Source organism: Akkermansiaceae bacterium (assembly GCA_019634595.1).
Classification (GTDB): Bacteria; Verrucomicrobiota; Verrucomicrobiia; order Verrucomicrobiales; family Akkermansiaceae; genus Luteolibacter.
Genome location: JAHCBC010000001.1, coordinates 1277534 through 1290964 on the forward strand (window position 1 = coordinate 1277534; position 13431 = coordinate 1290964).

8 protein-coding genes are annotated in these 13431 nt (G+C 62.6%); 2 read left to right on the plus strand and 6 right to left on the minus strand.

Annotated features, from left to right (window positions below; genetic code table 11):
- Positions 1 to 15: 15 nt before the first annotated feature.
- Positions 16 to 1299 (plus strand): hypothetical protein, encoded by a 1284-nt coding sequence (locus KF712_05445; GenBank protein ID MBX3740414.1) that lies wholly within the window; start codon positions 16 to 18, stop codon positions 1297 to 1299.
- Positions 1300 to 1312: 13 nt separating this feature from the next.
- Here the strand turns inward: KF712_05445 and KF712_05450 are convergent, their stop codons facing one another.
- The 3 genes from KF712_05450 to KF712_05460 all read right to left on the minus strand — a co-directional run bounded on the left by KF712_05450 (position 1313) and on the right by KF712_05460 (position 3579).
- Positions 1313 to 1987, minus strand: coding sequence for a hypothetical protein (locus KF712_05450; GenBank protein ID MBX3740415.1), 675 nt, complete (start codon positions 1985 to 1987; stop codon positions 1313 to 1315).
- Positions 1988 to 2332: 345 nt separating this feature from the next.
- Positions 2333 to 2599: a 50S ribosomal protein L28 gene (gene rpmB, locus KF712_05455; GenBank protein ID MBX3740416.1), complete on the minus strand. Its 267-nt coding sequence runs from the start codon at positions 2597 to 2599 to the stop codon at positions 2333 to 2335.
- Positions 2600 to 2691: 92 nt separating this feature from the next.
- Positions 2692 to 3579 carry an alpha/beta fold hydrolase gene (locus tag KF712_05460; protein MBX3740417.1) on the minus strand — a complete coding sequence of 296 codons (888 nt, stop codon included), beginning with the start codon at positions 3577 to 3579 and terminating at the stop codon, positions 2692 to 2694.
- Positions 3580 to 3815: 236 nt separating this feature from the next.
- Here KF712_05460 and KF712_05465 point away from each other — a divergent pair, with 236 nt between their 5' ends.
- Positions 3816 to 9605, plus strand: coding sequence for a hypothetical protein (locus KF712_05465; protein MBX3740418.1), 5790 nt, complete (start codon positions 3816 to 3818; stop codon positions 9603 to 9605).
- A 178-nt stretch (positions 9606 to 9783) separates the two neighbouring features.
- Here the strand turns inward: KF712_05465 and gatB are convergent, their stop codons facing one another.
- The 3 genes from gatB to aroC all read right to left on the minus strand — a co-directional run bounded on the left by gatB (position 9784) and on the right by aroC (position 13224).
- Positions 9784 to 11235, minus strand: a complete 1452-nt coding sequence (gene gatB / locus KF712_05470; GenBank protein ID MBX3740419.1) for an Asp-tRNA(Asn)/Glu-tRNA(Gln) amidotransferase subunit GatB — start codon at positions 11233 to 11235, stop codon at positions 9784 to 9786.
- A gap of 87 nt (positions 11236 to 11322) precedes the next feature.
- The gene (locus KF712_05475; protein MBX3740420.1) at positions 11323 to 12114 is read right to left on the minus strand and encodes a CvpA family protein; all 792 of its coding nucleotides are present in this window, start codon (positions 12112 to 12114) and stop codon (positions 11323 to 11325) included.
- Between the two features lie 24 nt (positions 12115 to 12138).
- Positions 12139 to 13224, minus strand: coding sequence for a chorismate synthase (aroC, locus tag KF712_05480; protein ID MBX3740421.1), 1086 nt, complete (start codon positions 13222 to 13224; stop codon positions 12139 to 12141).
- Positions 13225 to 13431 lie beyond the last annotated feature (207 nt).

Sequence of the window (13431 nt, forward strand, 5' to 3'; positions counted from 1 at the left end):
GAGACTGGCGGCGACATGGGATTGACGCTTGCCGAGCTGCGCGAAGGACTGCCCGAGGGAGGATTGTTTGGTGGGGGTAGCTGGAAATGGTCCCCGGAGCCGCTGAAGCTCACGAAGGCGGAGGCCCGCAAGCTGATGTCGCTGGGTCATCCGCTCGCCCAGTTCCAGCGGGCGAGCGACGCCCTCTACCGCCGCAGCGCCTCCGGAAAGCTGGACGGCTGGCTGGCGGAACTGCTGGATGAGGGAAAGCCGTCATGGATGGCAGCCCTCCAGCGTGAGCCGGGCCTCGCGGAGCAGTTCCCCCGCGTCATCCGCCCGGACCTCATCCTCACGGAATCCGGCTTTGCCATGAGCGAACTGGACAGCGTGCCCGGAGGAATCGGTGTGACGGCATGGCTTTCCAAGGTGTATTCGGACGCGGGATTCGACATCCTCGGCGGGGAAACGGGCATGATCGACGGTTTCCGCTCCCTGCTGCCGGATGGGGGCACAGTGCTGGTTTCCGAGGAAGCCGGAGATTACCTCCCGGAAATGGATTGGCTGGTTTCCCAGCTCGGCACGGCATGGAAAACCTCCGCTGCGGAGGAGTATGAGCCGACCGACGGTGACACGCTCTACCGTTTCTTCGAGCTTTTCGACTGGGAGTCCATCCCCGCCGCCCGCCGCCTGGCGGACCTGTCCGCAAAGGGCGCGCTCTCCATCACCTCCCCGTTCAAGCCGCATCTGGAGGACAAGCTCTGGCTCGCCCTCCTCTGGTCCCCCGCCCTGAAAAAGGTCTGGGAGCAAACGCTCCGTTCCTCCCACCTCCAGCGGTTGCGGGAGATCGTTCCGTTCGGCTGGGTGCTGGATCCTTCCCCACTCCCACCCCACGCGGCGCTGCCGAGGCTGGACGCCCATTCCTGGGAGGAAGTCGCCTCCTTCAGCCAGAAGGAACGCCAGCTCGTCCTGAAAATCAGCGGATTCCACGAAACCGCCTGGGGTTCCCGCGGGGTCTTCATCGGCCATGACCTTTCCTCCGCGGAGTGGTCGGAACGGCTGCACCACGCCCTGGAGCAATCTTCCGAACAACCGTGGGTGCTGCAGGAGTTCCGTGAAGGCCGCCGGATCGAACACCCCGTGTTCCGGGACGACGGCTTCATCGAGATGATGCAGGGCCGCGTCCGCCTCTGCCCCTACTTCTTCACCGACAACGCCGGCCAGACCACCTTCGGCGGCTGCCTCGCCACCATCGTCCCGGCGGACAAGAAGAAGATCCACGGCATGAGCGACGGAGTGCTGGTGCCGTGTGTGGTGGAGTGACACGGAACCGCTTTCAGTTCTTCTCCGTCACGAGCCGATAGTAGGTGGTCCCGGCGTGGGCGTTCCCCACCGTGCCGGAGATCTCGAGGAAATAGCCACCGGGGATCTCCACCTCATGCACGTACGGCTTTTCCCGGGTGTGCTTGATATTCTTGGTGATCGTCGTGCGCTCCCCGGAGATCGCCACGTGCATGAGCTTGATGTTGCACTGCGGCGTGTCTGTCACGTCGGGGTTCACCATGGGTGAGGTGGGATAAACATTCCAGGTGCCGCAGATGTATTGCAGGCTGATCTTCGCCCCCTTCGGCAGGCTGCCGACCTTCGTGAGGCCCGCGCAGAAAACATCCTGAACCTTACCGCCCATCAGCACCTCGCCGATGTCGGTTTCGAACACCTTCTCCAGCGTGAGCTTCAGCGCCGCCTCCTTCGCATCGTCTCCGGCTTTCTGCGCCGCACCGATTTCATCGAACATCACGGGCAGGTACTTGACCTCCAGCTTCTCGATCTCCTCCCGGTAGACCTTTTTCACCTTGTCCTTGTCACCGGCTTTCTTGGCCATGGCGGCGTCATACACCACGGTCAGCTTGTCCTTGGCCGTCTTGAAATCCGCCGCCGCCCGGTCCGCCGCAGGCGTCTGGGAAAACGCGGGACACACGAGCAGGAGGAGGAGAAATGGGATTTTCATCATGGGGATCTGGGTTCGGGGAGGGAAAAACCGAAAACCCCCATAGACACATCGGCCACCCACCGCAAGTTCTTCCGTCGCCCTTCCCAGAGCCACCTTATTTCAGGCGTTGCTGGAGGAAGCAGGTGGATCACAACTGATTTCACTGATTTACTGATTCAGAATCCGGCAATATGGCGGAAGAACGTCCATTCCTCCTCTTCAAATCAGTAAATCAGTGCAATCAGTGGTAATTCTTTTCAAATCCCGGGTGGAGCCTCCGAAATGAGATGGCCCTGTCACCGGGGCACAAAAAAAGACCCGGTGAAACACCGGGCCTTCTTTGGAAAAATGTTCTCTCGGAACGGATCAGCCGATCAGACCAGCCTTCTTGAGGGTGGCGAAAGCACCATTCTTGTTCATGGTCTTCAGGGCGCGGCAGCTGATCTTCAGCTTCACGTGCTGGCCGAGTTCCTCAACCCAGATGCGCTTGTTCTGGAGGTTCGGGGAAACGGTGCGCTTCACGACCTTGGTGACGTGGCGGCCGATACCGCCCTTTTTCTTGGCCAGACCGGAACGGTGGATTTTACCGCCTGAGCGGACACGGGTTCCTCGGATATCACAAATACGGGCCATAAGATTCGAAAAGGTTCGGTGTTGCGGGGCGCGCAGGATGCCCTCGGAGAGCGTCCGGTCAAGACGAAACCTGTCTTTTGCCGGAAAAAAGTTCAGAGCCGGTTGCGCCGCAATTTGGACAGCCAGCTCTCCACATCACCGAAAACTTTCTCCTTTTTCGCGTCATACATCAGCAGGTGGTAGGCACCGCGGTAGTTTTTGTAGGTCTTCGGGGTGCCGGCCGGGATGTGGGCGACGAATCCGCGCATGTCGGAGTCCGTGTTGAAATAATCATGCTCCCCGTGGAGCACCAGCACCGGCACCTGGAAGGTGGCGGCGCAGTCGTTCATCGAGTCGATGTGGCGGCCCAGCGCCCCCAGCAGACGGAGGGTGTGCTTCTCGATGTGGTAGGAATTCGTCTCCGACTGCTGGCCGTGGGTGGAGGTCTGGGTCATCTGGACGGACTCCCCGCCCGCCAGGGTTTCCAGCGAGATCCTCGCCAGCGGGGCGGTGGCCGCCGCCGCTTGGACCAGGGCGGGCTGCCAGAAAGGCACGTCATCCTTGAAGCGGACGATGGGAGAGGAAAGCACCAGCGCGTCACACGGAGGATCTTCCCGCGGAGACTCCCGCAGTGCGTGGGAGGCGATCATCGCCCCCATGCTCTCCCCATACCAGACGATCTTCGCGTCCGGATGGCGTTCCTCCACCAACTGGGTGAAGGCGAAAAGGTCGCGGTACCAGTCCTTCGGATCACCGATGTCGCCGCGGCGGGTGCTCATGGGGTCGTTCCCCTGCCCACGGACCTCATAGGCGTAGAGCGCGGTCTTCGGCTGGTTTTTCAACAGGTGGTTGCCAAGATTCTCATAGTCGATCGACGCGCCGCAGAAGCCGTGGATGCCGATGACGACGATGTCCTGCTCCACGCCCTTCGCCACCCAGCTCCGGTAGCCGAAGGTTTCGTTCTTCTTCTGGATCTCCACGGGGGATTTCCGATGGCTCACGAGTGTGTAATCCGGAGCGCACGAACCTATCAGAAGGGCCGCGGCGAATGCCGAAATCCACCCCGCGGACGGGGCCAGGCGCTGGATGCCGGGAGGTTTCACTACATCGCAAAATGACACGGACCACGCGGGATGGCAATCCTCCTCTGCTTTGTGAAATTTCGGTGAATCTAAGAAAATGGAGTGTGATTCGTTGGCCTTATATCGTAAGAAATTCCGGTTCAGCGTACACGCCCATGAAAACTTCGTTTGCCACGTTTGTGGCGCTCATGGCACTCCCTTGTGCCTCCCATGCCGCGCCGCGGCTTGTGGTCTCCACTCCGTCCCTCGCACCTGAAAGCGCGATCGACCTCATCCTCGACCGCCCTGTGACCGCCGCCGCGGATCTGGGGAAGGAGGTCGGGAACACCTGGCTTGAAATCACACCGGCGCTCCCGGGCAAGCTGGTCTGGAAAGCCCAGAACATCGCCAGCTTCATGCCGGACCAGGCACCCGCCATCGGCACCAGCTACACTTTCGCGATTCCGAAAGGGAAAGCACATCTGGACAAGACGGAGATCCCCGCAGGGATCTTCGCCACGGTGGCCAGCGAGCCGTTCACCGTCCGTTCCGCGAATTCGGAAAACCGCTACTCCTCCACCTACTCCGCCTCCACCGCAGAGTGGCTGTTGATCTTCAATGACGACGTGGATCCCGCGAAGGCCGGGCCTTTCATCACCTTCACCTCCAAGACGGGCCAGCAGGTCGCCGCAAAGCTCCACCGCCCGGACCGCGCGCGCACCGGACCGCAGGCGAACTATTACAAATCCTGGGCCGCACGCTCGAAGGGCGTGACGGAAGATCCGAACCCGCCGCTGGAAACTCCCGTGGCCAATGCCTTGGTCGTCGCTCCGCTGTCCCCCCTTCCGGTCGGGGAGAACTGGCGGCTTTCCATCCTGAAAGGCCTGCCGAATGCCGCCGGGAAAGCGGCCACCGTCCAGGATGCGCCCTATGAGATCGGGACGATCCATCCTTTCACCGTGAGCGGCTTCGAAGCCCGCGCCAATCCGGACGAAGCCCGGCGGCTGGTGATCACCTTCAACGCGCCGCTGCCGTCCGAACTGCCCGCGGACTTCCTCACCCAATCGCTCGTCCTGGAACCCCGTCCGGAAAATCTCACCGCGGAAATCGACGGCCGCGAAATCCATCTGCTGGGGGACTTTTCGGAGAGGGAAACCTGGAACGTGACGGTCAGGCCGCCCTTTGCCTCCGGCGCGGGCATCCCGCTCGCCGCGGCGGTCACCAAGGAGGTGGAATTTCCCGTCATCGAGCCGGAGCTTCTCCTGCCCAGCGAAAACCAGGCACAGCTCTCCACCGGCAGGCGCACCTACCCCATCCAGACGGTGAACCTGGAAAAGCTGCACATCCGCATCAAGCGGCTCTCCCCGGAAGATCTCGTCCGCGCCTACCAGGGATACCGCCACTACACCGGCATCGGGCACAACTTCGACAACATCGAACCGACCGCCCCCCTGCCCTACTCCCTCATCACCGGACAGACCGTGTATGACAAGGAGATCGAACTGGACAACGCGCCCGACACCTCGAAGGAGATCGAACTGAAGTGGGATGAGATCCTGCCGAAGGATCTGAAAAGCGGTGCGATCTTCCTCGATGTCGTAGGCACCCCGAAAGCGGACCTGAACACCGAAGGCCGCCGGAATGTGCAGGCGATCATCCAACTGACCGACATCGGCCTCGCCTGGAAGCTGACACCGAAAGAAGCGTTCGTGTATGCCTTTTCCTGCGCCACCGGCCAGCCGCTCAAGGATGTCACCATCGACCTCTTCGGTGAGGATTCCGCGAACCTGAATTCCCTGAAAACCGACGCCAACGGCCTGGTCACCGTCGCGCGTCCGGCGGAGGCCCGCCACCTGCGCGCGGTCCTGGGGAATGACTCGTTCGTCACCGCGTTCGACTCCTCCCTCAACACGGTGGGCCTGTGGCATTTCCCCATCCGCTATTCATGGAACACGCCGGCGGAGTCCGTGCGGCGCGCCTTCCTGTTCACCGACCGCTCGCTTTATCGCCCCGGTGAAACGGTCCGCCTGAAGGGCATCGTCCGCACCCAGGCGGGGAATGTCATCCAGCCCGCCGCACCGGCCAACGCCCGCATCGTGGTCATCGACCCGACGGACAAGGAAATCTTCACCCAGCCCGTCACCCTTTCCGACACCGGATCGTTCGATGTCACCTACAAGCTGCCGGAAAGCAACACCGGCACCCACCTGATCCGCCTGGAATTTCCCGATGAACTCGCGGAAGCGGAAGCCCTGGAGGATGACTGGTCGAAGCAACAGCAGATCCGTGAGAGCGCCACCTTTGAAATGGAGCTGGCCGTGGAGGAGTTCCGCCGCAACGCGTTCGAGATCGAACAAGGCATCACCCGGCCCGCGACCGGAGCCACCAGCGTCAGTTCCGATGTGGCGGCCAGTTACTATCAGGGCCAGGCGGTGGCCGGCGGAACGCTGAAGCACTACACGCGCATCACCCCGCTCAATCCGTATCCTGAGCGTTTCCGGGATTTCCTCTTCGGCAACCACCGGTCCCAGGACTGGGGATATTGGTATCACTACTTCGGCTACCGGTCCCGTTATGACGATGACGACGGAAACAGCGGCGCGGACTCCGGCCCATCCACCATCCAGGGTGAAGTGACGCTTTCCCCGGAGGGCAAGGCGACCATCACGGTGGACATCCCCCAGGCGGAATTTCCCACCAGCCGCGAAGTGAAAATCTCCACGGAGGTGACGGACGCGAACAACCAGACCCTGAACGCATCCGCCACCACCACCGTCCACCCTGCCTCCGTCTATGTCGGCATATCCCGCAACGACCGCCTGATCCGGGCGAACGAGAACGTCGCGTTCAGGCTCGTCGCCATCGACCCCGAGGGCAATCCGTTCCCTGAGCCGGTGAAAGTCACCGCGACTCTCAGCCGCGAGGTCAACAGCGCCGTGCGCTCCCAGAACGCCAACGGCGACACCGTCACCCGCAACGACGTCCGCGAGGAGAACGTGCTGGTTTCCGAAGTCACCATCGACCCCGCCGCCTCCGCGAAGGAAGGCCAGGAGTTCGCAGTCACTCCGAAGGATAACGGGAAGTATTTCCTGACCCTGCGCGGCAAGGACAAGGACGGCCGCGACTTTGCCACCGTCTCCAGTTTCCATGTCTATGGCTCGAACGACTATCCGTGGCTCTACGAGGACGGCATGCGCGTGAAGCTCATCGCGGAGAAGAAATCCTACAAGGCGGGCGAAACCGCGCGGGTGCTGGTCCTGTCCCCCATCGAGGGAACCGCGCTGGTGACCGTGGAACGGGAGAAGGTGCTGCGTTCCTTCCTCACCCCGCTGAAGGCGGACAACCCGGTGATCGAAATCCCCATCGGCGAGGACGACGCACCGAACGCCTATATCTCCGTCCTGATCGTGAAGGGTGCGGGTGAATCCGCCCGTGAGTACAAGACGCCGCAGCTCCGCCTCGGCTACTGCGAGCTGACCATCGAGAACCAAAGGGACCACCTGTCGGTGGACCTCACCGCCGCCGGACCGGAAAGCGACCGCTTCACCGTGGCCACCGGACCGCAGAAGGGCACGCAACTCCCCGCCGCCCGCCCCGGTGACACCGTCACCCTCAGCGGCACCGTCACCACCGCGGATGGAAAGCCCGCCGCAGGTGCGGAACTCACGCTCTACGCGGAGGATGAGGGAACGCTCGCCGTGATGGGCTACGTGACTCCGGACCCGATGGGCTTCTTCTATGATGCCCGGGTGCTCGGCATCGATGCTGGTGTTTCCTTCAACCACTTCATGACCGAGGAGCCGGAATACAGGCAGTTCTTCAACAAGGGCTTCTTCATCGGTGGTGGCGCGGACCTCGGTGATCTGGCCGACCTCTACCGGAAGAACTTCGACCCGTGCGCGACCTGGGCTCCTGTCGTGACGGCAGGTCCGGACGGAAAGTTCACCCACACCTTCAAGGTGCCGGACACGCTGACCCGCTACCGCGTCATCGCCGTGGCCCACTCCGCGGAGAAATTCGGCCACGCGGAAACCGGTCTGGTGGTGAACAAGCCGCTGATGCTGGAACCGAAGACGGCCCGCTTTGCGAACCAAGGTGACAGCTTCAGCCCGCAGGTGCTGGTCCAGAACGCCTCCCCACACGACGGCACCTGGGAGGTCACCTTTTCCACCGGCAGGGATGGCACCACCCCGGTCTGCCGCGCGCTGGGCGAGGCCACGCAGACGGTGACTCTCAATGCCGGTGCCTCCGCGACGCTGAGCTTTCCCGTGACGGCGGAATCCACCGGCACCAGCACCTTCTCCTGGAAGGCCGTTCCGGTCTCGCTTGGCAACGGCCAGCTCACCCCGGGACTCACCCGCAGCCTGTCGGACGCGGTCGAGGAAACCTTCGAGGTCCACTACCCGATGCCAATCATCCGGCAGGTGAAGTTCGTCAAACTGGACAAGGCGCAGAGCCTGCTGGAACACATCGACCCCGCCCTGCTTTCCGGCACAGGTGACGTCACGCTGGAGTTCTCCCGCTCCCCGCTCACGGAGATCTCCGGATCCGTGGACTACCTGCTCCAATATCCGTATGGCTGCGTCGAGCAGACGACCTCCTCGCTGATGCCATGGTTCGCCGTGGAGCCGCTGAGGAATGTGATCCCCGCGTTCGCCAAAGTGTCGGACGAAAAGCGGAAGGCCGCCATCCAGAAAGGCGCGGACCGCCTGGTTTCCATGCAGCTCCCCGATGGCTCCTTCACCTACTGGCCGGGCCGTAGTGACCGTGTGGACTGGGCCAGTGCCTACGCCGGACTGGGCCTCCTCCTTGCAAAGGAGAACGGCGCGCACGTCCCGCAGTCAGCGATCGACCAACTGGCGAAGTATCTGACGGAATCCCTGCGCGGCATCGCGGATGTGAAATCACCATCGTTCCTGGAGGACCAGGCGCGCGCGCTGTGGGTGCTGGCGCTGGCTGGCAGTCCGCAGGCTTCCTATCAGAGCGTGCTGCTCGACCGCATCGCCGACCTTTCCCCGACAGGCCGCGCGTTCCTCGCGCTGGCCTACAATGCGGGCGGCTCGAATCCCGCCACGGCCAAATCCATCCTCACCTCCAAGGTGCCCTTCCGCCTGAAACACGACGGCTGGATGCGCTGGAACGCGGACGATTCCATCCGCCTGCTCGCGTGGTCCACCATCGACCCGCAGTCGAAGGAAACCACCACCACGCTGGACCGCATGATCCACGAGCGGAACCCCTACGGCCACTGGAACACCACGTGGGCCAACGGCTGGGGCCTGCTCGCCATGTCCACCTATGCGAAGAACGACAAGGCCGCCCTCAGCGGGGACTGGACCGCGGAAATGAACCCTCCGCTTTCCTCCGGCACCGTGACCCTCAACCCGGAAAACCCTACGGCATCCGCCACGGTCGCCATCACCCCGGACCTGAAGCTGGACATCAACCCGAAGGGCACCGGCTACGTCCGGATCAAGGTCGCCTCGAAGCCCCGTATCGAGCCGCTGCAGCCGGTCGCGACCAACGGCCTCTCCGTGGACCGCATCTATGAGCGGATCAAGGCGGACGGCTCCGCCGAAATCCTGACCGAGCCGAAGGTCGGCGACCTGATCCGGGTGTCCCTCCGCGTGACCCTGCCCAACGATGACACCAAGTATCTGGTGGTGGAGGACATGCTCCCATCCCTCTTCGAGACGGTGAACACCGACTTCAAGACCCAGGGCACCGGTACCGGGGCGGGCGCGGACGTCAGCACCAACAAGTGGGAGGTCAGCCACTCCGAGCTGCGGACCGACCGCGCCGTGTTCTTCCTCGACCGTGTCTGGAAGAAAGGCACCTACACGCTGACCTACCTGGCCCGCTGCACCGTCCCCGGCGTGGCGACGGCACCACCCGCCAAGGCCGAGGGCATGTATGATCCGGAGTTCTATGCGCTCTCCGCTTCACGGGTATTCACGACGAAGTGAGGTATCCGGAATGTGGCTGGGGCATCCTGCCCCAGGCCGTTGCAGGGGCGTCCCGCCCCTGTCTTGTTCATTCATTTCGGCTACCCTTACACCGCGCCAATACCATCGCGGAAGAGCGGGGCAGGATGCCCCGGCAACGGCCTGGGGCGGGACGCCCCAGCCACTCTCCCCTAAATAATCACAGCAGCCGCGCCCGCAGCAGCTCGGTCACCTGCTTCGGGTTCGGCTTGGTGGCGGAGGCCTTCATCACCTGGCCTGTGAGGAAGTTGAGCAGCTTCTCGTTGCCCGCTTTCACGGCCTCCACTTCGGATGGGTTGTTGGCGATGACCTGATCGACCAGACCTTCCAGTTCACCCGCTTCCGCGGGCTTGAAGCCGAGTTCATCCGCGATGGCCTTCGGATCTTTCTCCGGGGCCTTGTAGAGGACTTCGAAAACTTCCTTCGCCTGGTTGGCGGCGAGTGTACCGTTCTCCACCAGCAGGAGCAGCCCCCGCAGCTTGTCCGGTGCCACCGGGCAGTCGGAGATGCCGATGCCCTGCTCATTGAGCGTGCCGAGCAGGTTGTTGATGATGAAGTTCGCCACCTTCTTGCCCGGGATGGCGGCATCGGTCGCGGCCTCGAAATACAGTGCGAGATATTTGTCCGAGGACAGCACGGACGCATCGTAGGCGGTCACGCCGAAGTCTTTCTCGAACCGCTCCGCAAGCTGGTGCGGCAGTTCCGGCACCAGTGGCCGGACCTTTGCCAGCAATGGCGCGGTCTCGATGGGCAGGAGGTCAGGGCAGGTGAAGTAGCGGTAGTCATGCGCGTCCTCCTTCGTGCGCATGAGCTGGGTTTCGCCGCGCTCGTCATCCCAGCGGCGGGTGGACTGGATCTGCGCCTGGCCGCGGTTGAGTTCCTCCGTCTGGCGGTCGATCTCGAAATGGATCGCGCGGCGGATGGCAGAGATGGAGTTGAGGTTTTTCAGCTCCACCTTCTGGCCCAGCGGATCGGATTCGTTCTTCCGCAGGGAAATGTTCACGTCACAGCGGAGATTTCCCTTCTCCATGTCCGCGTCCGAGACCTCCCCCTGCTGGAGGATCATCTGGAGCGAGCGGAGGTAGGCGAAGGCTTCTTCCGCGGACTCCAGGTCCGGCTCGGAAACGATCTCCATCAGCGGCGTTCCGGCGCGGTTGAAGTCGATGAGCGACGAGTTGCCCAGGTGGGTGGACTTCGCCACATCCTCCTCGAGGTGGATGCGGTTCATCTTCACCACCTTGCCGGGGCTCTTGATGTTCTTGCGGTGGTCCGTCGGGTAGCAGTGCTCGTAAAGGGGGACGCCGCCGCCGATGCAGAGTGGCAGATCCATCTGCGTGGTCTGGTAGTTCTTCGGCATGTCCGGGTAGAAGTAGTTCTTCCGGTCCCACTTCGAAATGTCCGGCGAGCCGCAGTCCAGCATCAGCCCGGTCAGCAGGGTCTTCTCGATGGCCTCGCGGTTCAGGACCGGCAGCGCTCCCGGCAGGCCCAGGCAGACGGGGCAGGTGTGCGTGTTCGGTTCATCGCCGAAGGAGGTGCGGCAGGCACAGAACATCTTGGTCGCGGTTTTCACCTGCGCGTGGACTTCGAGGCCGATGGTGACGAGATAGGACATTTGCTGGGGAAATTTTGAACATCGAACGCCGGACGTCCAACCCCGAACTCCGGAATCGGTGAATTTGGAAAGCCGGGCCGTTCCCGATCAGTTCCTGACGGCCTGGGCGCGCAGTGCCTCGCGCACTTTCGGGTCGTTCAGCGCCTTCTGGAAAAGCGGATGGCGTATGAGCGTGCTGATGCGACCGTCACTGGCCAGGTCCTGGAGTTCCGGCTCATCCACGATGATCGCGCGCGGGTAAGGCTTTCCGGTCTCCGGGTCGATCACCGGAGCGCGGCGGGAGTCCGGCTGCGCGGCGATGAGCTTCGCCAGGGAAAGATGGCTGGGGTCCGCGAGCGGGTCCAGCTTCTGGAGCCAATCCGCCGGCACGATGGCGGCGATGGCTTCCTTCAGCTCGCTGAAACGATCGAGCAGCCCCGGTTCCGCCTTCGTCTTCTTGTCGGTCGATTGCTCGATCTCCGCGATGGAACCGAAGTGATGAACGAGCGTGGCGCCGATCAACCACAGGAAGCCCGTGGGGATGATCGTCAGGATCAGGCGGAAAAGGATTCCGCCCGCAGTCCGGGAACCGCCATCCGCCGAAGGTTTGAACGGTTTCAGGAAAAAATTGATGACCACGCGGGCGATGACGAACGTGCCGACGAAAGCCACGGCGGGCAGCGCGATGGAAATCCAGTCCACCGGCTTGCCCATCAAGGAGATGGTCCGCTCCGGCGTCTTCTGCCACACCAGGAAGCCCACCCACAGACTGCCGCCGAGGATCGCCACGCCGAACAGCATCCGCACGATGCCACGCAGGAAGACGAAGCCGAAGCAGAGCAGGAAGATGACCAGCGCTGCGGTGCCGAGGCTGATCTGGGGGAGGGACTCCGGAGGCATGGGAGGGGAAATTTCTGATTTCCGTTACCTGGCACCACCCGCACGCTGCCGCAGCAGGTGGTCCGTGATCACCAGCGTGGCCATCGCTTCCACGATGGGCACCGCGCGGGGCAGCACACAGGCATCATGGCGGCCCTTGCCGGAAAGCTCGGTGTTCTCACCTTCGCTGGTGACGGTTTCCTGGGAGGTCATGATGGTGGCCGTCGGCTTGAAGGCGACGCGGAAGACGATGTTCTCGCCGTTGGAAATGCCGCCCTGAACCCCGCCGGAGCGGTTGGTGGTGGTGCGGATCTTTCCGTCGATGTTCCGGAACGCATCGTTGTGCTCGCGGCCGGTGAGCAGGGTGCCCGAGAAACCGGAGCCGATCTCAAAGCCCTTGGTCGCGGGCAGGGACAGCATCGCCTTCGCCAGATCCGCCTCCAGCTTGTCAAAAATCGGCTCGCCCAGGCCTGGTGGGACCCCACGGATGACACACTCCACGATGCCGCCGACGGAGTTCCCTTCCCCGCGCACCTCCTTGATGTGGTCGATCATCGGCTGGACCATTTCAGGATCCCCGGTGCGGACGATGTTGCCCTCAATGGTTTCCGCGGTCACGGTTTCCGGGTCCACCTTTGCCTCCAGGTGCTGGACGGTCTTCACCCACGCCAGCACCTCAATGCCCGGGTGGAATTCGTTGAGAACCTGCTTCGCCACTGCGGCGCCGGCCACTCGACCGATGGTCTCCCGTGCGGAGGCACGTCCACCGCCGGACGGCGCGCGGATGCCATACTTCGCGTCATAGGTGTAGTCCGCGTGGCTGGGCCGGTATTTCACCGCCATCTCATCGTAGGCACCCGGCCTCTGGTCCGTGTTCCGCACCACGATGGAAATCGGTGTCCCGAGGGTCACCCCGTCGTGCAATCCGGACAAAATCTCCGCCGCGTCCGCCTCCTTCCGGGGCGTCACGATCTCCGACTGTCCCGGCCTGCGGCGGTCCAGTTCCTTCTGGATGTCTTCCACCGCCACCGGAATGCGCGCCGGGCAACCATCGATCACCACCCCCACGCCTCCTCCATGGGATTCACCGAAGGTATGAATCCTGAAAACCTTTCCGAAAGTCGATGACATGCCCGCAGCCTAGGCACCTTGGGTTTGCCCGCAAGTAGAACCCGCAACCAAGAGAGGGGGCACTGATCCGATGCTTCCCTCCTTACCGTCTTAACGCTGGAAATTGTCAGTCATCATAAATAATTGATAATAAGTTATTTGAATAAACTCAAACTAAATATCACACCAACTAATAGAGATTAATTGGTAGTATTGGTTTGATTATTC

Excerpts from the sequence above, each read along its gene's own strand:
- KF712_05445 (MBX3740414.1), top strand. The coding sequence starts at position 16 with ATGGGATTGACGCTTGCCGAGCTGCGCGAAGGACTGCCCGAGGGAGGA.
- KF712_05450 (MBX3740415.1), bottom strand. The coding sequence starts at position 1,987 with ATGATGAAAATCCCATTTCTCCTCCTCCTGCTCGTGTGTCCCGCGTTT.
- rpmB (MBX3740416.1), bottom strand. The coding sequence starts at position 2,599 with ATGGCCCGTATTTGTGATATCCGAGGAACCCGTGTCCGCTCAGGCGGT.
- KF712_05465 (MBX3740418.1), top strand. The coding sequence starts at position 3,816 with ATGAAAACTTCGTTTGCCACGTTTGTGGCGCTCATGGCACTCCCTTGT.
- gatB (MBX3740419.1), bottom strand. The coding sequence starts at position 11,235 with ATGTCCTATCTCGTCACCATCGGCCTCGAAGTCCACGCGCAGGTGAAA.
- KF712_05475 (MBX3740420.1), bottom strand. The coding sequence starts at position 12,114 with ATGCCTCCGGAGTCCCTCCCCCAGATCAGCCTCGGCACCGCAGCGCTG.
- aroC (MBX3740421.1), bottom strand. The coding sequence starts at position 13,224 with ATGTCATCGACTTTCGGAAAGGTTTTCAGGATTCATACCTTCGGTGAA.